Origin of the sequence: Streptomyces sp. NPDC089919 (genome assembly GCF_040684615.1) — a bacterium.
In the GTDB taxonomy this organism is placed as follows: domain Bacteria; phylum Actinomycetota; class Actinomycetes; order Streptomycetales; family Streptomycetaceae; genus Streptomyces.
In genome coordinates this window covers 66,505-91,320 of sequence record NZ_JBFBGK010000012.1, presented here as the reverse complement: position 1 = coordinate 91,320, position 24,816 = coordinate 66,505, and the positions used below count along the sequence as shown (strand labels likewise).

Here is a 24,816-nt window from a genome sequence, read left to right as displayed (position 1 = left end):
ACGGAGCGCTGATGGCCAGGCAGGAACGTGCGGTGCGGACCCGGGAAACCCTGATCAGATCCGCGGCCGAGATCTTCGACCGCGAAGGGTTCACGGTCGCGTCGCTCACCACGATCAGCACACAGGCCGGGGTGAGCAACGGCGCACTGCACTTCCACTTCGCCAGCAAGGCGGCCCTGGCCGATGCCGTGGAGGAGGCCGCGCTCCTGCGGCTGCGGATCCTGACCGACCGGCCGTCGGCGGACGGCCCGGGCCGGCTCCAGCACCTCGTCGACGCCACCCACGGGCTGGCCCGCGGGCTGCGCGAGGACGTGGTGCTGCGGGCCGGCTTCGACCTCAGCGGGGAGCCGGCCCGGCCGCCGCGCACCGACCTGCGGGCGCACTGGCGGGGCTGGGTCGCGGCCCTGCTGGAGAAGGCCTGCCAGGAGCGGGAGCTGGCACCCGGCGTGGCCCCTGAGGGGGCGGTGACCGCGGTGGTGGCCGCGACGGTCGGTTTCGAGGTGCTGGGCAACCGGGACGCCTCCTGGCTGGCCGCCGGCACCGTGGAGGCCTTCTGGCGGCTGATGCTGCCGATGCTGGCCGCGGAGCAGCTGCTGCCCCGGCTGGAAGCGGAAGGCACTGCACTATTAAACGGTCCGATCGGTTTGTTAAACCCTTCCTGAGTACGTCAGGTTGGCCTTGCCGGTACGTTCTCCCGTACGGGCAACCGGAGTTGCCCCGGCCCCCGCCGCACCGCGGGGGCCGGGTTTTTTGTGTACGACCGGGATCGGGTTCAGGCCGTCTCAATCCGCCTCTTCCCTGGTCGGTGGCGTGTACAGAGCCTCTGCACAGCGCCTGGCCAGCGGAATCACGCTCGCTTGGGGGTCGCTCGACTGCAGCTGGGGATGGCCAAAAACAGCCCTAGGCTGCGCCTAGGAACCCCCTTGGTGTTGACAAACCGACTGTGCTGTTTTTTTATCAGGGGGTCCGGTTGTAGCCGCGCGCCGGACCCCGGCAGGTGAGAACGCAGGCCGGGAACCGGCCCTGTGGGCAACTTTTGGGGGAATCGTGGAGATCCAGACGCTGGGCGCACTGTCCGTGCGTGAGAACGGGGTGTCGATCGCCCCGACCGCACCCAAGCCAAGGCAGGTGCTGGCCCTCCTGGCACTCCACGCGGATCAGGTGGTCCCGGTGGCCATGCTGATCGAGGAGCTGTGGGGCTCCACCCCGCCGCGCAGTGCCCGCACCACCCTGCAGACGTACGTGCTCCAGCTCCGCGAGCTGATCGCCGAGGCGCTGACGCACGGCGAGAACGAGCGCTGCACCGCCAAGGACATCCTCGTGACCCTGCCGGGCGGCTACCGCCTGGAGACCCGTGGCGGCACCGTGGACTACCGGGAGTTCGAGCGCCGCGCCGGCGGCGGCTACCGGGCCATGGACGCCGAGGACTTCACCGGTGCGGCGCGCCGGCTGGCCGACGCCCTGTCCCTGTGGACCGGCCCCGCGCTCACCGACGTCCAGGCCGGCAGCCAGATCGAGATGGAGTGCAAGCGCCTCGAAGAGGCCCGGCTGTGCGCGCTGGACCAGCGCATCGAGGCCGACCTGCGGCTGGGCCGGCACCGCGAGCTGCTGTCCGAGCTCACCGTCCTGGTCAACCAGTACCGGATGCACGAGAGCCTGCACGGCCAGTTCATGCTCGCGCTGCACCGCTCCGGCCGCCGCGGCGAGGCGCTCAACGTCTACCAGCGGCTGCGCACCACGCTCGTCTCGGAGCTGGGCCTGGAGCCCTCGGCGGCGCTCAGCCGGCTCCAGCGCTCGATCCTGATGTCCCACCCGGAGACCGCGGTGCCGGCCGGGGCCGCCGCCGCGGGGGCCGCGCCCGGCACCCGGCTCGTCGCCCGGGCCAACTGACCCGGCCGGCCGGCCCCGTCCTGCCGTGCTCACCGCGGGGGCGGCGACGCCGACCGCACTCCCCGCACTCCCTGCACCGTCCGACCGCCCTCCCTCCCGTCACGGGAGGGAGGGCGTCGTGCTGTGCGGGCCGCCGGGTCCGGCCGGTGGGGGAGCGGCGGGGCGGGAAGCGGGAGCGGGTACGCGGTGCCGGGCCGGGTCACTGGCCCGCGGCGCGGCCCGTGGTCAGCCGGTCGAGGCGGTCGAGCAGCAGCTCGTGGTCGCGCTGCAACCGCTCCACGTGGTGGCGCAGCCGGGCGATCTCCTCGTGCAGCAGGTGCAGGCCCGCCTCGTCGGCGGCCTCGGCCGGGCCGGTCCGCGGCTCCCCGGCGGCCGGGCCCTCGGGGTGCGCCGGGCCGGCGTGCTCGCGCAGCGCCGCCAGGTCCGTTGCCGCGAAGGCGTCGTAGGGGCCGTGCGCGTCGTACCCGTCGTACGCCTCCGCCGGCAGCAGCAGGCCGCCGGCGGCGGTGCCGGACCGCCGGGGGACCGACAGCCAGTCGTCCCCGGCCCGCCAGGCGCCCTCCTGGGCCCAGGACGGGGTCCGGCCCAGGACCGGCAGCGGCCACATCAGATCCGACTGCCCGGTGCGGGCCGGGCCCGGCTCCTGGTGGTGCAGGATCGCCTCCATCCGGCCGCGGAGCACCGGACCGGGCTCCACGCCCAGGTCGTGCAGCAGCCGCCGGCGGGCCCGGTCGTAGACGCCGAGCGCCTCGGCCTGGCGGCCGCACCGGTACAGCGCCGTCATGAGCAGCTCGTAGAAGCGCTCGCGCAGCGGGTGACGGGTGGTCAGCTCCTCGAGCTCGCCGGTGATCTCGCCCGCCCGGCCGGCCCGCAGGCAGGCGTCGTACAGGGTCTCCAGGGCGACCAGCCGGCTCTCCTCCAGCAGCGAGGCCTCGGCCGAGCAGATCGTGCCGCGCTCGGAACCCTCCAGGGCGGGCCCCCGCCACAGGGCCAGGGCCTCGCGCAACACGTCGGCGGCGCGGCCCGGTTCGTCAGCGGCCAGGGTGTGGCCCTCGGCGGTCAGCCGCCGGAAGCGCTGGGCGTCGGTACCCGCCCGGCCCAGCCGCAGGACGTAGCCCAGCGGCCGGGTCACCAGCCATTCGTGGTGGGCCTCGCCGGAGCCGGGGGCCTGGACGGGCAGCAGCCGGCGCAGTCGCGCGACATGGGCCTGCAGGGCGTTGGCGGCGTTGGCGGGCGGGTGCTCGCTCCAGAGTTCGTCGACGAGCCGGTCCGCGGACACCACTTGGCCGGCCTTGACGACCAGGGCGCCCAGCAGGGCGCGCTGCTTGGCGCCCGTCGGGACGATCCGCACATCGGTGCGTTCGTCGTAGATCTGGACGGGCCCCAGGATCCGAAACTCCATCTCATCCTCGCACGGGGCATTCGACGAGTCTGCGGCCGGAGCTCCGTACTCGGCTTTCCCCCCGAAATCGCCGCAGTCTTTCCTCCCGTATTCGGACACTACTCGCAAGGACGGGCAGAGCGGGAGATTCCCCAGCGGTTCGCAGGTATTCGTGGAGAATTTCTCGAGTTTCGCCGGTGCGGGCCGCGCTGTGGTGGGGTGCGGCGTGTGGGCCGCCGTGCGGTGGGCGCGGCGGCCGCGCGTGCTTTCAGCGCCGGTCGGTCATCAGATCGGGAAAGCCGACCAGGTTCCGGCGCTGGTGCCAGGTGCCGAGCAGGCCGAGCAGGACCGCCGGATCGGGCAGCCCGGGCAGGTTCCCCGGGGCGGCCAGGCAGGCCAGCACGCCGTGCGCGTGCGGGTCGGCCGCCGGGCCGGCGAGACCGGCCGCCGGTATGTCGGGGCAGGTGGAAGGGGCGGGAGGGGTGGCCGCGGGGGCCGCCGGGGCCTTGGGGACCGAAGGGGAAGGGGTCCTCTGGCGGGGGACGGCCGCGGTGATGGTCGTCGTGTTCGCGGTCGTGCCCGTCGCCGTGCTGATCGAACCAGTCGAATGCGTCGCCATGGTCCGGAAAGTAACAGCACGCGCCGTTCGCGAAAAGCATTTATGCACCACGAGAGCGTTTCTTGATCGCTTTGTCAGCGCTTTGTCAGCGGTTTGTCAGCGCCCCTTGAGATGAATCTCCGGGCCGACTTCAAAACCCGCTCAAGGTCTGCTCAAGACCCCCAGGTGGGCGGGTTGCCGGAAGATATGGTGCCCCTCGTCTACGGTCAACGGCGATGACAGAAAATGCCGGAAGGCGACAGTATCGGAAGTCTCGAATACCGGCTCGGAATCGACGGCGGCCGGCAAGGCACGCGGAGGGAATTATGAAGATCAAGGTCCTGGGTCCGTTGAATGCCGAGGTCAATGGAATATCGATCGTCCCGACCGCCGGCAAGCCGAGACAGATCCTGGCGCTGCTCGCTCTGTACCCCGGCCGGGTCGTCCCGGTGCCGACGCTCATGGAGGAGATCTGGGGCACCGACCTGCCGCAGAGCGCACTGACCACCCTGCAGACCTACATCCTCCAGCTGCGTCGACGGCTGGGGACCGCCATGGGTCCGGACGTCCCCGGCTCTGCCAAGGACGTACTGGCCACCCGCTACGGCGGCTACATGCTCCAGATCCCGAACGAGGCGGTCGACGTCCACGCGTACGAGCGGCTGGTTGCGGAGGGCCAGCAGGCTTTCGAGGACGGCGAGGACGGCCACGCGGCGAAGTGCCTTCGGGAGGCGCTCGACCTCTGGGAAGGGCCCGCGCTCGTCGACGTGCGCGTCGGGCCGATCCTGGACATCGAGGTCATGCGCCTGGAGGAGAGCCGGCTGGTGGCCCGTGAGCGGCGGATCGACGCCGATCTGCGGCTGGGCCGGCACGTGGAACTCATTGCCGAGCTCACCGACATGATCGCCCGTCACCCGCAGCACGAAGGGCTGCACTCGCAGGCGATGGTGGCGCTCTACCGCTCGGGCCGGCAGGCCTCGGCGCTGGACGTCTACCGCCGGCTGCGCCAGCGGCTCATCGACGAGCTGGGCGTCGAGCCCTCGCCGCAGCTCCAGCGGCTGCACCAGGCGATGCTCGCCGTCGACCCGCGGCTCGACGTGGTCGCCGGTCCCCGCCGCTCCTCCACGTTCGACCTGTACACCGCCTGAACCTGATGTCCGGCACAGCCCGGGTCGAGCCACGCTCCAGAGGAGCGGGTGAGGCTCGGGCCGTGACGGTTTCAGGCACGCACGTGCCGCTGAGCCGCGCGGCTTCCCAGGAGGTGGGCGACGGATGACTTCCCTGTCGGGGGTCGAGGAGGCGGTACGAGCGGCGGGCTACGCCCGCGAGGACACGGACGGGGCGGTGGGGCCGCGGGTGCGGCTCCACTGCCTCGCCCACGCGGGCGCCGGCGTGGCCAGCTACCGCAGGTGGCCGGTCGAGGTCGGGCCCGACGTCGACGTGGTCGCCCTGCCGCTGCCCGGGCGTGAGGGGCGGCGGCGCGAGTCCCGGGTGACCGACCGCACCGCCCTCCTGGACGACCTGCTCGAGCCGCTGCTCGCGGCGTCCAAGGAAGGGCCGTACGCGCTGTACGGGCACAGCCTGGGCGCGCTGGTCGTCTACACCCTGACCAAGGCGCTGTCGGACGCGGGGGCGCCGCCGCCGCTGTTCCTGGCGGTGGGGGCCTGCCTGCCGCCGCACACCAGCACCGCGCTGGTCGGCGCGGCCGACCTGCCCGACGACGAACTGCTGCCGCTGCTGGGTGACCTGGGCTCGGTGCCGAAGGGGGCCGCAGCGGATCCCGGCGGGCTGTGGCGGCGCAGCGTGCTGCCGGTGCTGCGGGACGACCTGCGGCTGGCGAAGGACCTGCGCGAGGCCGCGCTGGACCCGCGGACGGGGGGGCCGGTGGACACGCCGCTGCTCGTCTTCGCGGGGGACGAGGATCCGTTGGCCGTGCCGGCCGCGGTGCGGGACTGGCAGCGGTGGACGACCGGGCCGGTGGAGGCGCGGACCCTGGCCGGGGACCACTTCTTCGCCGGGGGCGAGGCGCTGCCGCGTCTGATCGGCGAAGCCTGCCGCGAGCGCGTCGCCGCCCCCGTAGGCGCCCTCCCCCGCTTCTGACGTCCGGGGCCCGCCCCCGCCCCTGCCGCCGCGCCGGGCTGCCTCCTGCAGCCCGGCGCGGCGCTTTGGCGTTGCCCGGCGAGGCTCCGCCCCGGCACCCCGCGCCTGCCGCCAGGTCGGCCGGTGTGCAGGATGGGAACCAGTGATGTGATCCCCGATGCGACGGAAGAGACAGAGCATCCATGAACGCACCCCGACAAGCCCATCCGAACGTGCCGGCATCCGACTCGGCGGAGATACCGATACCGGAGCGGATGAGAGCGTGGACGACCAGGGGCGACGGAATCGACCGTCTGACGTCCGACTCCGTGCCGATGCCGGTGCCCGGCCGGACCGAGGTGCTGGTCAAGGTCTCGGCCGTTTCGCTGAACTACCGTGATCTACTGGTCGTGGGCGGTGTCGAACACTGGTCCCCGCAGCAGGCCGTGGTGCCCATCTCGGACGGCGTCGGCACCGTGGTCGCGACCGGCGCCGACGTAGCCCGCTGGCGCCCGGGCGACCGGGTCTCGGCCGCATTCCTGCCCCGGTGGCGATCCGGACCGCTCACCCGCGACATCTATGTGTCGCCCGTGGGCGGTCCGGTCAACCGCGGCATGCTCGCCGAGTACGTCCTGATCGAACAGGACGAGGCGGTGCGCGCCAGTCACAGCCTCGATGACGTACACGCGGCCACACTCCCCATCGCCGGAGTCACCGCCTGGCACGCTGTGGCGCACCGCAGCCGGATCCGGCCGGGCCAGACCGTACTCGTCCACGGCACCGGAGGAGTGGCCCTGTTCGCCGCGCAGCTGATTCTTGCGCTGGGTGCCACGCCGATCGTCACCTCCAGCAGCGACGAGAAGATCGAGAAGCTCCGCTCACTCGGCATCGTCGAGACCATCAACTACCGGAGCACCCCGGATGTCGCCGCCGAGGTGCTGAGCAGGACCGGGGGCGAGGGCGTGGACCACGTCATCGAGACCGTCGGCGGCGAGAATCTGAATCGTTCCCTCGACGCGATCAAGGTCGGCGGGAGCATCAGCTTCATCGGGCTCATCGCCGGACGTTCGGCGGACATCAACGTCTACCAGTTCGTCACCAAGCACGTCACCGTCCACGGCATCGAGACCGGCTCCCTGGAGATGCTCGAAGAACTGGCGGCCTTCATCGACAAGCACGGCATCACTCCGGTCCTCGACGCTGTCTACCCCGTCGAGGACGTGCAGGAAGCGCTGCACCATCTGGAGCTCGGCAAGCACTTCGGCAAGGTCGTCGTCACCATGCCGGGGACGGAGGCCTCTCCGTAGGCCGGCCGCGGATGGAACGCCGAGGCCGCGAAGTGGGCCCGTCTTCAGGCCGTCTCGCCGGAGCGGGCCAGGGCCTCGCGCAGGTGGCGGGAGAGCCGGCGTTCCACCGGGCTCAACGGGACCTCGGGCCGCAGCCGTTCCGGGTGGCCCGCGGGCGGGCAGTCGTACACCGGCCGGCGCCGCGCGGGGGCGGCCTCGTGCTCCTCGCGTCCCCCGGTGACGTGCAGGCGGCCCAGGACGACCAGGCCCTCCCACAGGGCGCGCACCAGCCTGCGCGGGTCGAAGCCGCTCATCGTCGGCACCCCATGTCCGCCCCGTCCGTCGGTGGCCGCATCGGTGCGCCCAGGTGGGGTCTACGCTTTGGCAGCGGGGTCGAGAAGCCGCGGGGTCCTGCTCGAACGCGGCTCGAACGCAGGTGAACGGCCGTGGCCGCCCACGGGTACGGGGGTGAACCTGTGGGCGGCCTGGCAGCGGGCGCACCGACGAGGAGCAGCCCCGGGCATCGCGTGCGGCGTCCGCCAGTTGACGCCGCCCGATCCCCTCGGCAACGACTGTGCCCGGCCCGGCTGGAGGGCTGCTCACGGGGGGCTCGGCCGGGACTGGAGGAAGCGGCCGGGACCGGGCGCGCCCCGCTCTCCTCGCGTGCCCCCGTGCCGTGGCCGTATCTCGCCCTTGCCACCGGCCCCCCGACCGGCCTCCGGTCCCGCCCCGCACCCCTTCCCCGTACGCCCCGTCAGGTGCCCGGTGGCGCCCCGCCGGGCCCGTACGCGGGTACGCCCCGGGGGGTTCCAGGGGCGGACAGGTCCGGTTCGAGTCGCGGTCCGGTGGTCCACGAGCAGTTCCGGACAGGGTCATGGACACGGCCGCCACGTACAGGCCAGCCGGCACGGTTGCCGGCGCCTCTCCACGAGGCGGCATGCGCTGTGCCGGTGTGAGGGACATCGGCACAGGTGGCGCCCTGCCGGCCGGGGGTCGGAGCCCGGCCGGCAAGGCGCCGCCGCATCGAATATGGAGGGTGTGGAAGATGTCGGATGCGCAAGTGCACCGTACGGTCCACGATGTGATCGCGGCGGCCCCGGCGGGCGTGCTCTACGGCATGATCGCCGACGCCACGCAGTGGCCCCTGTTCTTCCCGCCTGTCGTCCACGTCGAACAGCTGGACTTCGACGGGACGCGCGAGCGGTTGCGGATGTGGGCCACCACGGGCGACCAGGTCAAGTCGTGGGTCTCCCGGCGCCGGCTGGACGTCGAGCGGCTGCGGGTCGAGTTCACGCAGGAACTGACCGCCGCCCCGGTGACGTCGATGAGCGGCGTGTGGACCGTCGAACCGATGGGCAACCGCTCCCGGGTCACCCTGGAGCACGCCTTCACCGTCGACGGCGACGACCCCGGCGCCGTGCGGTGGATGGAAGAGGTCACCCGCGCCAACAGCCGCGCCCAGCTGGACCGGCTGGCGGCGCCCTGGGCCAACCTGGACGAGACGGTGATGTCCTTCGAGGACTCCGTCCGCATCAAGGGGCCCGCGGAGCTGATCTTCGACTTCCTCTACCGCGCCGCCGACTGGCCCGGCCACCTGCCGCACGTCAAGGAGCTGGCGCTGGCCGAGGAGGAGCCGGGCGTGCAGGTGCTGTCCATGGGCAGCATCTCCATCGACGGCAGCTCCCAGAACACCGAGTCGGTCCGCATCTGCTTCCCGGCCGCCGGCCGGATCGTCTACAAGCAGACCCTGACCTCCCCGCTGCTGGCCGCGCACACCGGCGAATGGGCGGTGGACCCCGACGAGTCGGGCGTCACCGTCACCGCCCGCCACATGGTGCTGCTGCGCGAGGACGCGGTCGAGGAGGTCCTGGGCGAGGGCGCGGACCTGGCCACCGCGCGCCGGCACATCCGGGACGCGCTGGGCCAGGCCGGCCTGTCCGTACTGCGCCACGCCACGCAGTACGCAGCCGGTGCGGTACGGGTCCTGTGACCGCTGCCTTGGTCACGGCCGCCTCCGTATCGGGTGCGGGAGGGGACCCGGCGGCGAGCGCCGGGCCCGGTCCCGGGCCCGCCCCCGCGTCCTCGGGCGCGGCCGCTGCGGCGGCCGTCGCCCCGGCGGCCCCCGCGGCCGCCCCCACCGCCCCCGTACGGGAAACCCACGCCCCCGTACGGGACATCCGTGACCCCGACCGCGCCGCCCGGCTGGAGGCGCTGCTCGGGGATCCCTTCGATCCGGCCAACCCGCACGGGCACCTGGCGCTGCTGCGGGCCGACGAGACCCGGGTGGTCCCCGAGGCCACCGAGGAACTGCTCGAAGAGGCCGGTCTGGGCAACGAGTTCGTGCCCCGGGAACTGGGCGGCGACCTCGGCGGCCTGGAGCAGCTGGCCCGGGTGCTGCGGCCGGTGTTCCGGCGCGACCTGGCGCTCGGCTACGGCTTCGGCGTCACCTCGCTGTTCGCCGCCTCCGCCGTGTGGACGGCGGGCGACGAGGCGCAGCGGGAGGCGCTGGCCAAGGTGCTGCTGCGCGGCGGCCGGGCCACCACCGTGCACCGCGAGGTGGCGCACGCCAACGCGATCCTGCGCAGCGAGCTGTCGGCCTGGCCGCAGCGCTCCGGCGGGTACCTGCTCAACGGGCGCAAGGACGTGGTGCTCAACGCGCACCGCGCCGACCAGTTCGTCATGTACGTGCGCACCGCCGGGGAGCTCGGGCCCGACAGCCACTCCGTGATGCTGCTCGATCCCGCGCAGGCCGAGACCGGCCAGGTGCAGCGGCTGCCCCGGGTGGAGGTGCCGGGGATGCGCAGCGCGCACTTCTCCGGGCTCCGGCTCGCCGGGGTGGCCATGCCGGAGAGCGCGCTGGTCGGGCCGGAGGGCGGTGGCCTGTCGGTGGCGCTGCGGAGCTTCCAGCTCAGCCACTGCATGGTGCCGGCCACGGTGATCGCCGGGGTGGACAGCGTCCTGCGGCTGGCCGTGCGGGCCGCCACCGAGGGGCGCGCCGACGGGCAGCCGGCCCGGCGCTGGCACAAGGTGCTCGCCGAGGTCTTCGCGGACCTGCTGGCCTGCGACGCGATGGCGGTCACGGGGCTGCGGGCGCTGACGCTGCTGCCGGAGGACTCCCATCTGGTGGCCGCGGCGGTCAAGTACACGATGCCGGACCTGCTGCGGGAGGACCTGGAGGAGCTGGCGACCGTGCTGGGCGCCCGGGGCTACGACCGGGGTCCGCTGTACGGCGGTTTCCAGAAGCTGGTCCGGGACCTGCCGGTGGCCGGGCTCGGGCACGCCGGTACCGCGGTCGTGCAGGCCGTGCTGGTGCCGCAGTTGCCGGCGCTGGCCCGGTCGACCTGGTTCGCGACGCCGGAACCACCGGCGGAGCTGTTCCGGCCCGGGGCGCCGCTGCCGGACTTCGACGCCCGCCGGCTCGCCCACTCCGGTACCAACGACCTGCTGAGCGCGGCGCTGGTCGGCGCCTCCGGGCGGCTGGACGGGCGCAGTGGCGAGGGGCCGCTGTTCGAGGCGCTGGCCGGCTACGGGCGGACCTTCGTCGAGGAGCTGCGGGTGCTCCGGGACCGGTGCGTGTCCCTGGGGCTGGCCGGGTCGCCGGCCTTCAACCCGCAGGCCATCGCGCTGACCGACCGGTACGCGCTGGTGCTCGCGGCCGGCGCGGTGCTCGGCGTCTGGGAGAACCAGGCCGGCACCGGCTCCTTCCTCGAGGACCCCTCCTGGGCGCTGTTGGCGCTCAGCCGGATCGGCCGCCGGCTCGGCGTGGCGATGCCGGAGCTGCCCGACGGGGTGACCGAGACCCTGCTGGCCGAGGTGCTGAGCCGGTATGCGGACCGGCGCAGCCTCGACCTGTACGGGACGGGGCTGGCGGGCTGATCCGCGCGGCGCGGGGCCGGGTGCGGCCGGCGGCGCCGGAGCGGGTACGGGCGGGCGGCACGACGGCGTGCCGCCCGCCGGTGTCGGCGGGCCCGGCCGGTGGCGGCCGGCCGGGCCCGCGGCCTTCGCGTCCCGGTGGGCGCGGGAGGCGGGAGCCAGGAGTACGGGGGAACGCCGACGGGGGTCCCACGGGGTGGTTGCCGGGGTCGCACGGGGCGGTGCCGTGGGCCACGGGGTTGTGCCGGGCGGGGCGGGCTGCCCGTCCCGGCTTGTCGCCGACCCCTCGGGGCGGCTGGGACTACATGCAGGGAGAAGAAGATGGACCAGGTGAGATGTGCCGAACCCATTCATGTGCCGAGGCCGGCCGGCCCCTGGCACGGGGTCCGGGAGAATCTCGCGGAACTCGGCAACGCGGTGGTCCACACGACCTGGAGCGAATGGCTGCCCAGCGTGCTCACCAGCCCCCGGCTGCGTGAACTGCTCGGCTCCGACTGGGAGCGCTACAAGCGCACCCCCGACCCGACGGTGCGCTACCGCTTCGCGGCGGCCCGGCTGCTGATCAAGTACACGGCCGCGGCGGCGCTGGGCACCGAGCCGGAGGACCTGGACCTCGCCTACCGGCTGCGCGGCCGTCCGTACCTGCGCGGGTTCGACCAGATCGAGCTGAGCCTGTCGCACACCGGGGACCTGATGGCGGTGGGGCTGAGCCGCACCGGCCGGATCGGGGTGGACGTGGAGGCGGTGGGCCGGTCGGTGCGGCTGGAGCTGCTGAAGGCCCAGATCCTGACCCCGGCCGAGGCGGCGGAGATCGCCGAACTGCCGGAGGAGGAGCGGGTGCCGCACGCGCTGCGGCTGTGGACGCTGAAGGAGGCGTACACCAAGGCGCTGGGGCAGGGGCTGCGGCTGGGCTTCAAGGAGTTCGGCTTCAGCGGCGGCCGGCTCCAGGCGCCGGACGGCAGCGCGGCGACCCGGGGCGAGTGGGGCTTCGCCACGCACGAGGTGATGGGCCGGTTCCTGCTGAGCGTGGCCTGCCACGACGCGGGGCTGAGCACGGCCGACGACACCTCGGTGGTCACGATGCTCGACCACGGCTTCCTGGAGGCCATGGCCCGGCCGGCGTCCTGAGTGGCGCGGGGAACCGCTTCCGCCCCTCGCAGAACCGTTTCCTCTTTTCGTTCCGGCGGCCTGACCGCACCGGACTCCACCCCCGCGGCCCGTGCGATGCCGCGGGGGAGGGGCCGGTACGTCAGTGGTGCAGCACCTCGGCCAGCCAGTCGAAGACGATGTCGCAGTGCTGCTGCGGGGCCATCGGGGAGCAGTGCAGCTGCGCCCCGGTGGCCGTGGTCAGCTTCACGTACTCACGGCGTGAGCGGAGCAGGTCGTACATCTGCTGCGGCTGGCCGGGGTAGAACTGCTCGAAGTCGTAGTCGAGGACGAGGGTCGGCGCCTTGATCCTCGGGACCACGGCCGTGACGTCGAGGCTGATCGCCCGCTGGGCGGGGGTCCACAGGTCGGTGAGGACCCGGCCGGCGCGCGCCGCCCGCAGGGCCTGCCGGTCGAAGATCTCGAACCGCTTCTTGACGGTGTACGCGAGCTGCGGGGTGAGCTCGGGGACGACCTCCTCGTTCCACACCCGGTTGGTCTCGGCCTTGTCCGCGGTGACCACGGCGCGCAGTTCCTCGGGGAAGCCGAACCACGGGGTGACGCAGCCCGGCTGGCAGGCCAGGGCCGCGATCCGGGGCTCGAAGGCGGCGGCCCGGGCGACGAGGTTGCCGCCCATGCTCAGGCCGGTGAGGGCGATCCGGCCGCTGTCGACGTCCCGGCGCGCGTCGAGCCAGTCGATCAGCGGGCCGACGACCTCCTCCCAGCGGGCGGTGAAGGGCACTTCCTCGACGAACAGCAACTGGCCCTGTCCGGGACCGTCGTAGACCAGGGCGTTCCAGCCCCGGTCGAGGGCGGCGCGGACCCCGTACGTCCACATGTCGACGTTCTGCCCGTCGCTGCCGTTGGTCAGGATGACGGTGGGCCGGGGCCGGTCCGCCGGTGCGCCCTCGGGGCGGAAGAACCACACCGGCAGGTGCGTGTCGCGGTACGGGACCTGCGCCCGGACCGCGGCCGGCGAGCAGAGCCGTGCGAACGTGTCCCAGGCACGGCGCCCGGCGAGGTACACCGCCTCCTCGTCGCCGGGGCGACGGGTGCCGAGCACGTAGAAGAGCGCCTGCGCGTAGTACTGGGCGGCCCGCAGCGCGCGGAACCGGCGGGTCTGCGAGGGCTCCCGGCCGCCGTGCCGGCCGGCGGCGGGGGGTGCGCCGAGCCGGTCCCCCCAGCTTCGGAAGGTGTCGGTGAAGGTCTGCTCCGAGAGCCCGGCGGCGTTGATCGCGTTGACGGCGGTGAGCACTTCCCCGACGTCGGAGGCGCGCATCCCGGCGGCGCCGAGCGCGAAGAGCCCGGCGAACTCGAAGCCGGGGTCGTCGAAGAGCCGCATGGCTCCGGGTGCCGGGTCGGGAGCGGCCGCCGGGAGGGCAGCGGCCGGTGCGGCGGTGGCGGCGGTCGGCGCGGCGAGGGCTCCGGCGGCGGCGCCGGCGACCAGTCCGGCCAGGGCGGTCCGGCGGGGCATCCCGGACGCGGGTCCGTCCGATGAGCGAGGTCGGGTCATGGGAGGGAAGGTAGGAGCGCGGCGAGGGCGGCCCCCGGCTGCCACACCCCGGACTGCTCCGAACGGCCGTGCCGAACTGCCGTGCCGCGCGGGCGGCCGGGCCGAGGGGGCCCGGCGGTTCGACTCCTGATCGTGGCGGGGCCGGGTACCGGTCGGGTTCGCGTGGACCGGGGCGGTGGGCCGGGTGGCGGGCTCCGGGCAGGGCGGGGCGGGCCGGGCGCGGGGGCCGGGAGCGGGGGATTTCCCGTTTCTCCAGGAGGTCTGGGCCGATCCTCGACCCGCGTCAGCGCCGTGTCAGCGGGCTGGCAGCGGGGTGCTCCACGGTGGGCCCGGGAGTAGCCCGCCCTCGGGCGAGGCACTTCCCGGGTCCGCCGTGTCCGGCGGCCCGTACGGGAGGGATGGACCGGGAGGAGGGCGGGTCATGGCGAGCCAGAGCCGCTCCCGCGCCATGCGGGACCGCGGGGGGCGTGGGCCCGCCGGGCGTTCCGACGCGCCCGCCCGGCCGGCGCGGCCGACCCTGCCGGTGACCTGGCAGCAGCACGACCTGCTGCTGGACTGTCTGGACCACCGCGGTACCGGCCGCCACGTCGAGCAGCTGTCGTGGCGCTGGCGGGGGCCGCTGGACACCGAACGCTTCACCGCCGCCTGGCAGTCGGTCGTGGACCGGGAGACCGTGCTGCGCGCCGCCTTCGACTGGGAGCCGGAGCCGCGGGTCGTGCTGCACGACCGGGCCGACGCCGACGTGGTGCGCCACCCGGCCGGGAGCGTGGACTGGGACGAGCTGCTGGAGACGGACCGCAGGCGCGGCTTCGACCTGCGGCGCCCCGGTCCGCTGCGTGTCACCCTCGTCGACGACCCGGCGGCCCCGGCGGTTCCGGCGGGCCGGGCCCGGCCGCAGGACGGCCCCGAAGGCACGGTCGCCACGCGCATCCTGCTGACCTTCCACCACGGGCTGCTCGACGCCTGGAGCGTCTTCGTGCTGCTGGACGAGTTCTACCGGGCCTACCTGGCCGGCGGGCGGCTCTCCGGCGGCGAGCGGCGCCCCGACATCCGGGACTGGGCGAGCTGGCTGACCCGTCAGGACACCGCCCCGGCCCGTGAGTTCTGGACGCGGGCGGTGCCCGAGGGCGCGCCCGCGGTGCTGCCCGCGCTGCCCGGGCCCGAGACCCTGGAGAGCGGCCCGGGCCGGGCCGAGGCCGAGCTGAGCGCCGCCGACGCGGGCCGGCTGCACCACTGGGCCGCCGGCCAGGCGGTGCCCGACTCCACGGCCCTGCAGGCGGTGTGGGCGCTGCTGCTGTACCGGGCGACCGGTGCGCGGGGGGCGGCGCCGGTGGGCTTCGGTGTGACCGTCTCGGGGCGCGGCATCGCGCTGGACGCGGTCGAGCGGCTGCCCGGGCCGATGCGCAACTGCCTGCCGATGACGGTCGAGGTGGACCCGGGGCACCGGCTGACCCGGCTGCTGACCGCGCTGCGGGACATGGCGCTGGACATGGCGCCGTACGAGTGGGTCTCCTGCGGGCAGATCCACGAGTGGACCGGGCGCGCCATGGAGGGCCGGCTGCTGGAGAGCCTGGTGGCGGTGGAGTCGGGGCCGCGTCCGCCGGCGGACCTCAAGGCCGAACTGGCCGCCCGGGGCATCCGGGTGGAGCCGCTGCGGGCGAGCGGTGCGCACACCGTCTACCCGGTGGCGCTGCTGGCGCACAGCGCCGAGGACGGGGCGCTGACCCTGACCGCGGTGCACGACCGGGCGCGGATCTCGGCGGCGGACGCCGGCCGGCTGGTGGGGCACTGCGCGGCGCTGCTGCGGGAGCTGCCGGAGACGGACGAGGCGACCACGGTCGGGCAGGTGCTGGCGCTGCTGGAGGGGGACGAGCCGCCGCGGATCGCGGACGGCCGCCGCCCCGGCACGGCCTGACGGGGCCCGGCGGGCGCCGTCGGGCTCCGGCTGTATACGATCCCCGGCCGATCCGCCGTCGAGCCGACCGCGAGCGAACCTTGACACGTTGGGGCGACCGATCGTAGGGGAGGTTGCCGATGTTCGACGTCAAGGAAGAATTCCTGGAAGTCGAGATGGCCGTGTTCGGAATGGTGCCCGTGGGCGTCGCGCCCCCGCTCCGGCTCGCCGGTGCGGAGGAGGACGACACCGAGTTCATCACCATCGTCCGCGGCATCGACTAGCCGTGCCGTACGGGACCTCGCCGGTCCGGACGCTGTCCGGGCACGGTTGGGAGATGCCCGCGGAGCCGCTGCCGAAGGGCCCGCCGGTCCGGGAGTGCCTGCGCCGGGTGTGCGCCGCGCACCTGCGCCGCATCCTGTGGCTGGCGGTCCTCGGCGTCCGCCGGGGTACCGGCCGTACTTGAGCGAAGCTCCGGCCGTACTCCGGGCGGGATCCAACATCCTGGGGCCCCGCCGCCTTGCCCGCGCGGGTGGGGTGCGCACGTCCCAGCGGAAGAAGGACTCACACCCATGTCGTTGTCGCAAGCGCGCTCGGCCGCTCCGGCGGTGTCGCCCTCGGTCGAGGCGTTCTTGAACGATCCCCAGCACGTCGGGGCCCTGACCACCATCCGGCCCGACGGGACGCTGCACACCGCGCCCGTCCGGTTCACCTGGGACGGGGCGGCCGGCCTGGTCCGGGTCATGACGGTCGCCTCCTCGCGCAAGGCGCGCAACCTGCTGGCCACCCCCGGCAGCCGGGTGACCATGTGCCAGGTGGCCGGCTTCGCCTGGGTCACCCTCGAGGGCACCGGGCGGGTGGTCGAGGAGCCGGCCCGGGTCGCCCAGGGCGCCAAGCGGTACGCCAAGAGGTACTGGTCGGCGCCGCCGAACCCGCCCGGCCGGGTGGTGGTCGAGATCGAGGTCGACAAGATCCTGAGCCTGAACGTCTAGGGCCGGGAGCGGAGATGAGAACGCGCGGCGGTGCCCGGAGGGATCCGGGCACCGCCGCGCGCGTGGTGGCGGGGTGCCTGGGGGATCAGGCGGCCGGCGGCGGGTTGCCCTCGGCCCACAGGAGGCGGAAGGCCAGCAGCGTCAGCTTCCAGCCCTCCGCGGTGCGCCGCGCCTCGCCGGTGACGAAGGTGCCGTTGGCGAACAGCGGCGCGAGCGGGCCCTCGGGCGCCACGTGCCGGGCGTGGTGCACATGCGTCGAGATCAGGTTCGCGCGCAGCGTGGCCCGGTCCCCGTCGACGGCGACCGCGGGGGCCGAACCGTGGTGCTGGGTGCCGGCGAAGGCGGCCAGCGCGGACCGGTGGTACTCGGCCATTCCCTCGATGCCTTCGTGGCGGTTGTGGGGGAACGCGACCACGGCCTCGGGGGCGAACAGACGCGCCGCCCAGGCCTCGTCAAGCTCCTCCTCCTCGTCGTCGAGCGAAAGGAGGTAGCGGCTCAGCAGGGACGCGACCTGAGTCTCGGATTCCGTTTCTGCGGCGAAGGAAGCGGGAGCCGTGGTGGAATCCACGGCGGAATCTTCAGCTATTTGGGTGGAGGTCATGCCTGAGAATGCCTTCGCGCACACCGTCCGCGGCAAGTCCGCTTGTCAAAGATCTGACGTAACCGTCGTTTTTCTGTCATTGCTTGTCGAAGGCCTGTACTGAACGCTATTTACGGCCCGGCCGCGCCCTCGCAATACTGGCCGAACACCAGTGGGAAGAGGGCAGATGAGCACCTTTGATGCAGATGTCATTGTGGTGGGCGCCGGCCCCACCGGACTCATGCTCGCGGCAGAACTGAGGCTCAATGGAGTCTCGGTAAAGGTTCTTGACAGGCTCGCCGAGCCCATCAAGGAATCCCGCGCCCTCGGCTTTTCCGCGCGGACCATCGAGGAATTCGACCAGCGCGGTCTGCTGGCCCGCTTCGGCGAGGTCGGCGTGATCCCGGTCGGGCACTTCGGCGGCATTCCGCTCGACTACCAGGTCCTCGACGGCGGTTCGTACGGTGCCCGCGGCATCCCGCAGGCCCGCACCGAGGGCATCCTCGGCGGCCGCGCCCAGGAGCTGGGCGCCGAGGTCGTCCGCAGCACCGAGGTCACCGGCCTCGAGCAGGACGACGAGGGCGTCACGGTCACCGCGCAGGGCCCCGAGGGCACGCTGACCCTGCGCGCCCGCCACGTCGTGGGCTGCGACGGCGGCCGCAGCGCGGTGCGCACCCTCTCCGGGATCGACTTCCCCGGCACCGAGCCGGCCATCGAGCTGCGCTTCGCGGACGTCGCCGGGATCCAGCTGCGCCCCCGCTTCAGCGGTGAGCGCGTGGCCGACGGCATGGTCATGGTCATCCCGATGGGGCCGGACCGCAGCCGCGTCATCTACTTCGACCGGACCGAGCCGCTGCGCACCAGCCCGGACCCGATCACCTTCGACGAGGTCGCGACGACCTTCAAGCGGCTGTCGGGCGAGGACATCAGCGGCGCGACCCCCCTGTGGGTGAGCTCCACCACCGACCGCAGCCACCAGGCCGCCCAGTACCGCAAGGGCCGGGTCTTCCTGGCCGGCGACGCCGCCCACATCCACCTGCCCATCGGCGCGCAGGGCATGAGCGCGGGCGTCCAGGACGCGGTCAACCTCGGCTGGAAGCTGGCCCTGGACATCAAGGGCCAGGCCCCCGAGGGCCTGCTGGACACCTACCACGCCGAGCGGCACCCGGTCGGCGCGCGGATCCTGACCAACACCCTCGCCCAGCGGATCCTCTACCTCGGCGGCGACGAGATCGACCCGATGCGGGAGGTCTTCGGCGAGCTGGTCGAGAAGTACGACTCGGTCCGCCGGCACCTGGTCGGCATGGTCACCGGCCTCGACATCCGCCACGACGTCGGGGAGGAAGACCACCACCCGCTGCTGGGCCGGCGCCTGCCGCCCCGGGAGCTGGTCACCGGCGGCGAGAAGATCCACAGCCTCGAACTGCTGCACGCCGGCCGGGCCGTCCTCATCCAGGTCGGCGGCGACCACGGGCTGGCCCAGGCGGCCGCCGGCTGGTCCGACCGCGTCACCGTGGTCGACGTCGAGCCGGTCTGCGACGCCCCGGTGGACGGCATCCTCGTCCGCCCCGACGGCTACGTCGCCTGGGTCGGCGCCCCCGGCACCGGCTCCGCCGGCCTCGCCGACACCCTCGACCGCTGGTTCGGCCCCGCCAACTGAGAGCGCCCCTGCTCCGGTCACGCCCTTACCTCTCATAGGAAGCGAAGGAAGCAATGCCCTACATCTCCCTCGAGGACAACCACCTCACCGTCCTCAACCTCTTCACCACCGACGCTCCCGAGAAGCAGGACTCCCTGGTCGCGGAGATGACGAAGATCGTCCAGGCGGCGACCTACGAGGGCTGGATGTCCAGCACCGTGCACGCGGGCGTGGACAGCTACGGCACCGCGAACTTCATCCAGTGGCGCTCCGGCGAGGACCTCGAGAAGCGCTACGCCGGCGAGGAGTTCAACCACCGCACCCTGCCGGTCTTCGGCGAGATCACCACCTCGATCCGCCTCCTGCAGAACGAGGTCGCGTACACGCTGACCCACCCGTCGCTGAACGGCAAGGTCGAGGTCGGCCCGCACCGCGACGACTACACCGCGATCGAGGTCTTCTCCGTCGACGCCGAGAACCAGGCCGAGCTGATCGACGCCCTCGGCGAGGGCCAGAAGGGCATCGTCGACGCCCCCGGCTTCCGCACCCACGTCGTCCTGCGCGGCCTGCGCGCCCGCGGCCTCGAGGGCTCCTTCGTCGTCTCCTACTCGCAGTGGGACAGCAAGGAGACCTACGACGCCCACCGCGAGCAGCCCGAGGACACCTGGCCGATCGGCCGCCAGAAGGCCGACGCCCGCATCAAGGCCGTGGTCACGGACTCGAACGTGAACACCTACCGCGTCAAGCTCACCCGCGCCGCCGGCGACGAGTGAGACCGGCGCGCCGCATCCCCCGCGGCGCGCCCCGCAGTACCCCAGGACGCCCGGCCCCCGCGCGGGGACCGGGCGTCCGCTGCACGGTGCCCGGAAACCGGGTCCTGCACACGGCTCCGGTGGAATTCAGGTATCCCCCGTCCGGGGCGCGATCGCCGGGCCGCACCGTCTAAACCGATGGTGTATTCCAGCCGCCGCGCGCAGTTCCGGCCCCCTGCGCGCACTCTCCCAGACACCGCTGAGGAGCGAAACCTTATGCACAGCACGCTGATTGTCGCCCGGATGGCGGCCACTTCCGCAGAGGACGTGGCGAAGCTCTTCGGTGATTTCGACGCGACGGAGATGCCCCACCGCATGGGGACGCGGCGCCGCCAGCTGTTCTCGTACCGGGGCCTGTACTTCCACCTTCAGGACTTCGACGAGGACAACGGCGGCGAGCTGATCGAGGCCGCCAAGGGTGACTCGCGCTTCGTGCAGATCAGCGAGGACCTCAAGCCCTTCATCGAGGCCTACGACCCGAAGACCTGGCGCTCGCCCGCCGATGCGATGGCGACGCGCTTCTACAACTGGGAGGCGTCCGCGTGACTCGGCGACGCGTTGTCATCACCGGAATCGAGGTGATCGCCCCCGGTGGTATCGGCAAGGAGAACTTCTGGAACCTGCTGAGCGAGGGCCGCACCGCCACGCGCGGGATCACCTTCTTCGACCCGGCTCAGTTCCGCTCGCGGGTGGCCGCCGAAGCCGACTTCGACCCGTACGCGCACGGCCTGACCCCGCAGGAGGTGCGCCGCCTGGACCGGGCCGCGCAGTTCGCGGTCGTCGCCTCGCGCGGCGCGGTCGCCGACAGCGGCATCGAGCTCGGCGGGGTCGACCCGCACCGCATCGGCGTCACCGTCGGCAGCGCCGTCGGCGCCACGATGGGCCTCGACGAGGAGTACCGCGTCGTCTCCGACGGCGGCCGCCTCGACCTGGTCGACCACGCCTACGCGGTGCCGCACCTCTACAACCACATGGTGCCGAGCTCCTTCGCCTCCGAGGTCGCCTGGGCCGTCGGCGCCGAGGGCCCCTCGACCGTGGTCTCCACCGGCTGCACCTCCGGCATCGACTCCGTCGGCTACGCCGTCGAGCTGGTGCGCGAGGGCTCCGCGGACGTGGTGATCGCCGGCTCCTCGGACGCCCCGATCTCCCCGATCACCATGGCCTGCTTCGACGCGATCAAGGCCACCACCCCCCGGTTCGACGAGCCGGAGCGCGCCTCCCGCCCCTTCGACGGCACCCGCAACGGGTTCGTCCTCGGCGAGGGCACCGCCTTCTTCGTCCTGGAGGAGCTGGAGAGCGCCAAGAAGCGCGGCGCCCACATCTACGCGGAGATCGCCGGCTACGCCACGCGCTCCAACGCGTACCACATGACGGGCCTGCGCCCCGACGGTGCCGAGATGTCCGAGGCGATCAACCTCGCCCTGGCCGAGGCCCGGCTCAACCCCGAGGCCATCGACTACATCAACGCGCACGGCTCGGGCACCAAGCAGAACGACCGGCACGAGACGGCCGCCTTCAAGCGCAGCCTGGGCGAGCACGCCTACCGCACCCCGGTCAGCTCCATCAAGTCGATGGTCGGGCACTCGCTCGGCGCCATCGGCTCCATCGAGATCGCCGCGTCCGCGCTGGCCATGGAGTACGACGTCGTACCCCCCACGGCCAACCTGACCACTCCCGACCCGGAGTGCGACCTCGACTACGTCCCCGTCACCGCGCGCGACCAGCTGGTCGACGCGGTCCTCACGGTCGGCAGCGGCTTCGGCGGCTTCCAGAGCGCCATGGTGCTGGCCAGCCCCGAAAGGAGCCTCGTATGACCACGTCGGTGGTGATCACCGGTCTGGGCGTCGCCTCCCCCAACGGGCTCGGCGCCGAGGACTACTGGAAGGCGACGATCGGTGCCAAGAACGGCATCGGCCGCATCACCCGCTTCGACCCCTCCGGCTACCCGGCCAAGCTGGCCGGCGAGGTCCCCGGCTTCCAGGCCGAGGAGTACCTGCCCAGCCGGCTGCTGCCGCAGACCGACCGCGTCACCCGCCTCGCGCTGGTGGCCACGGACTGGGCGCTGGCGGACGCGGGCGTCGACCCGAAGGACTTCCCCGACTTCGACATGGGCGTCATCACGGCGTCCGCGGCCGGCGGGTTCGAGTTCGGCCAGGGCGAGCTGCAGTCCCTGTGGAGCCGCGGCAGCCAGTACGTCTCGGCGTACCAGTCCTTCGCCTGGTTCTACGCCGTCAACAGCGGCCAGATCTCGATCCGCAACGGGATGAAGGGCCCCGCCGGGGTCGTCGTCTCCGAGGGCGCCGGCGGCCTCGACGCCGTGGCGCACGCGCGGCGCCAGATCCGCAAGGGCACCCCGCTGATCGTCACCGGCGGCGTCGACGCCTCCATCTGCACCTGGGGCTGGGTGGCGCAGCTGTCCACCGGCAAGCTGTCCACCAGCGACGAGCCCACCCGTGCCTACCTGCCCTTCGACCGCGACGCCCGCGGTTACGTGCCGGGCGAGGGCGGCGCCATCCTCATCGCCGAGGACGGCGACGCGGCCCGCTCGCGCGGCGCCCACATCTACGGCGAGATCGCCGGCTACGGGTCCACCATCGACCCCCGCCCGGGCAGCGGCCGCGAGCCGGGCCTGCGCAAGGCGATCCAGATCGCGCTCGTCGACGCCGGCATCACCGCCGACGACATCGACGTGATCTTCGCGGACGGCGCCGGCGACCCGGCCCTGGACCGCATCGAGGCCGAGGCCATCAACGCGGTCCTGGCGGGCCGCTCGGTCCCGGTGACCGTGCCCAAGACGATGACCGGCCGGCTGTACTCGGGTGCGGCGGCGCTGGACCTCGCGGCGGCCTGCTACTCGATCCGCGACGGGATCATCCCGCCCACCGTGCACATCGACCCCTGCCCCGACTACGCGCTGGACCTCGTCATCGGCGAGCCGCGCAAGGCCGAGGTGCGCACCGCCCTGGTGCTGGCCCGCGGTACCGGCGGCTTCAACTCCGCGATGGTCGTGCGCGCCGCCGACTAGGCAGTTCGCCGCCCCCACACTTCTCCACCACGGACGCAAAGGACATTCACCATGGCGAGCAAGTCGTTCACCCTCGACGACCTCAAGCGCATCCTGCTCGAGGCCGCCGGCGTGGCCGAGGGCATCGACCTGGACGGCGACATCCTCGACACCGAGTTCGACGTGCTGGGCTACGAGTCCCTCGCGCTGCTCGAGGCCGGCAGCCTCATCGAGCGCGAGTACGGCATCTCCCTCGACGAGGAGGCCGTCAACGACGCCCACACGCCGCGCGCCTTCATCGAGGTCGTCAACCAGCCGCTGACCACCGACCAGGCCGCCTGAGAGGCACCGGACATGACTGAGAACAACACCCCGAAGGTCGCCGTCATCACCGGCGGCACCAGCGGCATCGGCCTGGCCTCCGCCCGCCTGCTCGCCTCCCAGGGCCACCAGGTCTTCATCGGCGCCCGCAACGCGGACAACATCGCCGAGACGGTCAAGGAGCTCCAGGGCGAGGGCCTGGAGGTGGACGGCGGCGTCGTCGACGTCCGCTCCACCGAGTCCGTGGACGCCTGGATCCAGGCCGCGGTCGACCGCTTCGGCTCCGTCGACGTCGTCGTCAACAACGCCGGCCGCTCCGGCGGCGGCCCGACCGCGGACATCGCGGACGAGCTGTGGGACGACGTCATCGACACCAACCTCAACAGCGTCTTCCGCGTCACCCGCGCCGCGCTGACGGTCGGCGGCCTGCGCGCCAAGGACCGCGGCCGGATCATCAACATCGCCTCGACCGCGGGCAAGCAGGGCGTCGTCCTGGGCGCCCCGTACTCGGCCTCCAAGCACGGCGTCGTCGGCTTCACCAAGGCCCTGGGCAACGAGCTGGCCCCCACCGGCATCACCGTCAACGCGGTCTGCCCGGGCTACGTCGAGACCCCGATGGCCCAGCGGGTCCGCCAGGGCTACGCGGCGGCGTACGACACCTCCGAGGAGTCGATCCTCGAGAAGTTCCAGTCGAAGATCCCGCTCGGCCGCTACTCCACCCCGGAGGAGGTCGCGGGCCTGGTCGGTTACCTGGCCTCCGACACGGCCGCCTCCATCACCTCGCAGGCGCTCAACGTCTGCGGTGGCCTGGGCAACTTCTAAGTCGCCCCCACGCACCCACTCACACCACCGAGGAGAAAGTCGTCATGACGACGCGTGAGGTCGAGCACGAGATCACCATCGGCGCCCCGGCCGCTGCGGTGTACCAGCTGCTCGCGGACGTGACCAACTGGCCCCGCATCTTCCCGCCCACCATCCACGTGGACCGGATCGAGGCCGAGGGCAACGAGGAGAAGATCCGGATCTGGGCCACGGCCAACGGCCAGCCCAAGGAGTGGACCTCGCGCCGCACCCTGGACCCGGAAGGCCTCAAGATCACCTTCCGCCAGGAGGTCCCGGCGGAGCCCGTCAAGCACATGGGCGGCACCTGGATCATCGAGGCCACCGGCGACAGCGAGTCCCGGGTCCGGCTGCTGCACGACTACAGCGCCATCAACGACGACCCGCACGACCTGCTGTGGATCGAGCGGGCCGTGGACAAGAACAGCACCTCGGAGCTGGCCGCCCTCAAGGAGAACGTCGAGGCGGCGCACGCGGCCGAGCAGGAGGAGCTGACCTTCTCCTTCGTCGACACCGTCCAGATCGCGGGCGCCGCGAAGGACGCGTTCGACTTCATCAACGAGGCCCACCTGTGGGCCGAGCGGCTGCCGCACGTGGCCGTGGTCCGCCTCGAGGAGCCGACCCCCGGCCTCCAGGAGCTCGAGATGGACACCCGCGCCAAGGACGGCTCGGTGCACACCACCAAGTCGTACCGGGTGACCTTCCCGCAGGAGAAGATCGCGTACAAGCAGGTCACCCTGCCGGCGCTGATGACCCTGCACACCGGTGAGTGGACCTTCGTGGAGAACGAGGGCGGCCACGCGGCCTCCTCGCAGCACACGGTCACCCTGCGCACCGAGAACATCGCGAAGATCCTGGGCGCGGACGCCACCGTCGCCGACGCGCGCAAGTACGTCCACACCGCGCTGAGCACCAACAGCTCCGCCACCCTCGCCCACGCCAAGGCCTACGCCGAGTCGAAGGCCTGA

The 24,816-nt window shown here is 72.9% G+C and carries 25 protein-coding genes; 20 read left to right on the top strand and 5 right to left on the bottom strand.

Features of this window, described 5'->3' with window-relative positions:
- The first annotated feature begins 11 nt into the window (after positions 1-11).
- Entirely contained in the window at positions 12-662 is a 651-nt protein-coding gene (locus AB0O40_RS08155) for a ScbR family autoregulator-binding transcription factor (protein ID WP_365036901.1), read from the top strand.
- Between the two features lie 385 nt (positions 663-1,047).
- Positions 1,048-1,890, top strand: coding sequence for an AfsR/SARP family transcriptional regulator (locus AB0O40_RS08150; protein ID WP_365036899.1), 843 nt, complete (start codon positions 1,048-1,050; stop codon positions 1,888-1,890).
- Positions 1,891-2,089: 199 nt separating this feature from the next.
- Here AB0O40_RS08150 and AB0O40_RS08145 read toward each other — a convergent pair whose 3' ends face one another.
- Together AB0O40_RS08145 and AB0O40_RS08140 are read right to left on the bottom strand one after the other, a co-directional pair.
- A complete protein-coding gene (locus AB0O40_RS08145; protein ID WP_365036897.1) occupies positions 2,090-3,292 on the bottom strand; it encodes an AfsR/SARP family transcriptional regulator in 1,203 nt (400 codons plus the stop codon).
- Positions 3,293-3,539: 247 nt separating this feature from the next.
- Entirely contained in the window at positions 3,540-3,890 is a 351-nt protein-coding gene (locus tag AB0O40_RS08140) for a hypothetical protein (protein ID WP_365036895.1), read from the bottom strand.
- 305 nt (positions 3,891-4,195) lie between these two features.
- Between AB0O40_RS08140 and AB0O40_RS08135 the strand changes: the two genes are divergently transcribed.
- The 3 genes from AB0O40_RS08135 to AB0O40_RS08125 all read left to right on the top strand — a co-directional run bounded on the left by AB0O40_RS08135 (position 4,196) and on the right by AB0O40_RS08125 (position 7,255).
- A complete protein-coding gene (locus tag AB0O40_RS08135) occupies positions 4,196-5,017 on the top strand; it encodes an AfsR/SARP family transcriptional regulator (RefSeq protein ID WP_365036893.1) in 822 nt (273 codons plus the stop codon).
- Between the two features lie 124 nt (positions 5,018-5,141).
- Positions 5,142-5,969, top strand: coding sequence for a thioesterase domain-containing protein (locus AB0O40_RS08130; protein ID WP_365036891.1), 828 nt, complete (start codon positions 5,142-5,144; stop codon positions 5,967-5,969).
- Positions 5,970-6,223: 254 nt separating this feature from the next.
- Positions 6,224-7,255 carry an NAD(P)-dependent alcohol dehydrogenase gene (locus tag AB0O40_RS08125; protein WP_365036889.1) on the top strand — a complete coding sequence of 344 codons (1,032 nt, stop codon included), beginning with the start codon at positions 6,224-6,226 and terminating at the stop codon, positions 7,253-7,255.
- A gap of 44 nt (positions 7,256-7,299) precedes the next feature.
- Here the strand turns inward: AB0O40_RS08125 and AB0O40_RS08120 are convergent, their stop codons facing one another.
- Positions 7,300-7,548 carry a DUF6059 family protein gene (locus AB0O40_RS08120; protein ID WP_365036887.1) on the bottom strand — a complete coding sequence of 83 codons (249 nt, stop codon included), beginning with the start codon at positions 7,546-7,548 and terminating at the stop codon, positions 7,300-7,302.
- 731 nt (positions 7,549-8,279) lie between these two features.
- Between AB0O40_RS08120 and AB0O40_RS08115 the strand changes: the two genes are divergently transcribed.
- The 3 genes from AB0O40_RS08115 (at position 8,280) to AB0O40_RS08105 (ending at position 12,235) form a co-directional block, all read left to right on the top strand.
- Positions 8,280-9,224 carry an aromatase/cyclase gene (locus tag AB0O40_RS08115; protein ID WP_365036885.1) on the top strand — a complete coding sequence of 315 codons (945 nt, stop codon included), beginning with the start codon at positions 8,280-8,282 and terminating at the stop codon, positions 9,222-9,224.
- Complete coding sequence (locus AB0O40_RS08110; RefSeq protein WP_365036883.1) at positions 9,221-11,110, top strand: acyl-CoA dehydrogenase; 1,890 nt, start codon at positions 9,221-9,223, stop codon at positions 11,108-11,110. The genes AB0O40_RS08115 and AB0O40_RS08110 overlap by 4 nt, the downstream gene beginning before the upstream one ends.
- Positions 11,111-11,428: 318 nt before the next feature.
- Entirely contained in the window at positions 11,429-12,235 is an 807-nt protein-coding gene (locus AB0O40_RS08105) for a 4'-phosphopantetheinyl transferase superfamily protein (protein ID WP_365036881.1), read from the top strand.
- Positions 12,236-12,356: 121 nt separating this feature from the next.
- Here the strand turns inward: AB0O40_RS08105 and AB0O40_RS08100 are convergent, their stop codons facing one another.
- Positions 12,357-13,766, bottom strand: coding sequence for an alpha/beta hydrolase (locus AB0O40_RS08100; protein WP_365036879.1), 1,410 nt, complete (start codon positions 13,764-13,766; stop codon positions 12,357-12,359).
- Positions 13,767-14,187: 421 nt separating this feature from the next.
- Here AB0O40_RS08100 and AB0O40_RS08095 point away from each other — a divergent pair, with 421 nt between their 5' ends.
- The 4 genes from AB0O40_RS08095 to AB0O40_RS08080 all read left to right on the top strand — a co-directional run bounded on the left by AB0O40_RS08095 (position 14,188) and on the right by AB0O40_RS08080 (position 16,652).
- On the top strand, positions 14,188-15,681 hold the full coding sequence (locus AB0O40_RS08095; RefSeq protein ID WP_365036877.1) for a condensation domain-containing protein: 1,494 nt from the start codon (positions 14,188-14,190) through the stop codon (positions 15,679-15,681).
- 119 nt (positions 15,682-15,800) lie between these two features.
- On the top strand, positions 15,801-15,944 hold the full coding sequence (locus AB0O40_RS08090; RefSeq protein WP_365036875.1) for a hypothetical protein: 144 nt from the start codon (positions 15,801-15,803) through the stop codon (positions 15,942-15,944).
- Between the two features lie 53 nt (positions 15,945-15,997).
- On the top strand, positions 15,998-16,126 hold the full coding sequence (locus tag AB0O40_RS08085; protein WP_365036873.1) for a hypothetical protein: 129 nt from the start codon (positions 15,998-16,000) through the stop codon (positions 16,124-16,126).
- 106 nt (positions 16,127-16,232) lie between these two features.
- Positions 16,233-16,652 carry a TIGR03618 family F420-dependent PPOX class oxidoreductase gene (locus AB0O40_RS08080; RefSeq protein ID WP_365036871.1) on the top strand — a complete coding sequence of 140 codons (420 nt, stop codon included), beginning with the start codon at positions 16,233-16,235 and terminating at the stop codon, positions 16,650-16,652.
- Positions 16,653-16,737: 85 nt separating this feature from the next.
- On the opposite strand, the gene AB0O40_RS08075 is transcribed toward AB0O40_RS08080, so the two are convergent.
- Positions 16,738-17,220, bottom strand: a complete 483-nt coding sequence (locus tag AB0O40_RS08075) for a nuclear transport factor 2 family protein (protein ID WP_365036869.1) — start codon at positions 17,218-17,220, stop codon at positions 16,738-16,740.
- Positions 17,221-17,419: 199 nt separating this feature from the next.
- Here AB0O40_RS08075 and AB0O40_RS08070 point away from each other — a divergent pair, with 199 nt between their 5' ends.
- The 8 genes from AB0O40_RS08070 to AB0O40_RS08035 all read left to right on the top strand — a co-directional run bounded on the left by AB0O40_RS08070 (position 17,420) and on the right by AB0O40_RS08035 (position 24,816).
- Entirely contained in the window at positions 17,420-18,892 is a 1,473-nt protein-coding gene (locus tag AB0O40_RS08070) for an FAD-dependent monooxygenase (RefSeq protein WP_365036867.1), read from the top strand.
- A 53-nt stretch (positions 18,893-18,945) separates the two neighbouring features.
- Positions 18,946-19,644, top strand: coding sequence for an antibiotic biosynthesis monooxygenase family protein (locus AB0O40_RS08065; protein ID WP_365036865.1), 699 nt, complete (start codon positions 18,946-18,948; stop codon positions 19,642-19,644).
- 255 nt (positions 19,645-19,899) lie between these two features.
- Positions 19,900-20,229 (top strand): TcmI family type II polyketide cyclase, encoded by a 330-nt coding sequence (locus tag AB0O40_RS08060; protein ID WP_365036863.1) that lies wholly within the window; start codon positions 19,900-19,902, stop codon positions 20,227-20,229.
- Entirely contained in the window at positions 20,226-21,497 is a 1,272-nt protein-coding gene (locus AB0O40_RS08055; RefSeq protein ID WP_365036861.1) for a beta-ketoacyl-[acyl-carrier-protein] synthase family protein, read from the top strand. Before AB0O40_RS08060 ends, AB0O40_RS08055 begins: the two co-directional genes overlap by 4 nt.
- On the top strand, positions 21,494-22,708 hold the full coding sequence (locus AB0O40_RS08050; RefSeq protein WP_365036859.1) for a ketosynthase chain-length factor: 1,215 nt from the start codon (positions 21,494-21,496) through the stop codon (positions 22,706-22,708). Before AB0O40_RS08055 ends, AB0O40_RS08050 begins: the two co-directional genes overlap by 4 nt.
- Before the next feature lie 51 nt (positions 22,709-22,759).
- Entirely contained in the window at positions 22,760-23,029 is a 270-nt protein-coding gene (locus tag AB0O40_RS08045; RefSeq protein ID WP_365036857.1) for an acyl carrier protein, read from the top strand.
- Positions 23,030-23,041: 12 nt separating this feature from the next.
- A complete protein-coding gene (gene fabG, locus AB0O40_RS08040) occupies positions 23,042-23,830 on the top strand; it encodes a 3-oxoacyl-ACP reductase FabG (protein ID WP_365036855.1) in 789 nt (262 codons plus the stop codon).
- Between the two features lie 44 nt (positions 23,831-23,874).
- The gene (locus tag AB0O40_RS08035) at positions 23,875-24,816 is read left to right on the top strand and encodes an aromatase/cyclase (RefSeq protein ID WP_365036853.1); all 942 of its coding nucleotides are present in this window, start codon (positions 23,875-23,877) and stop codon (positions 24,814-24,816) included.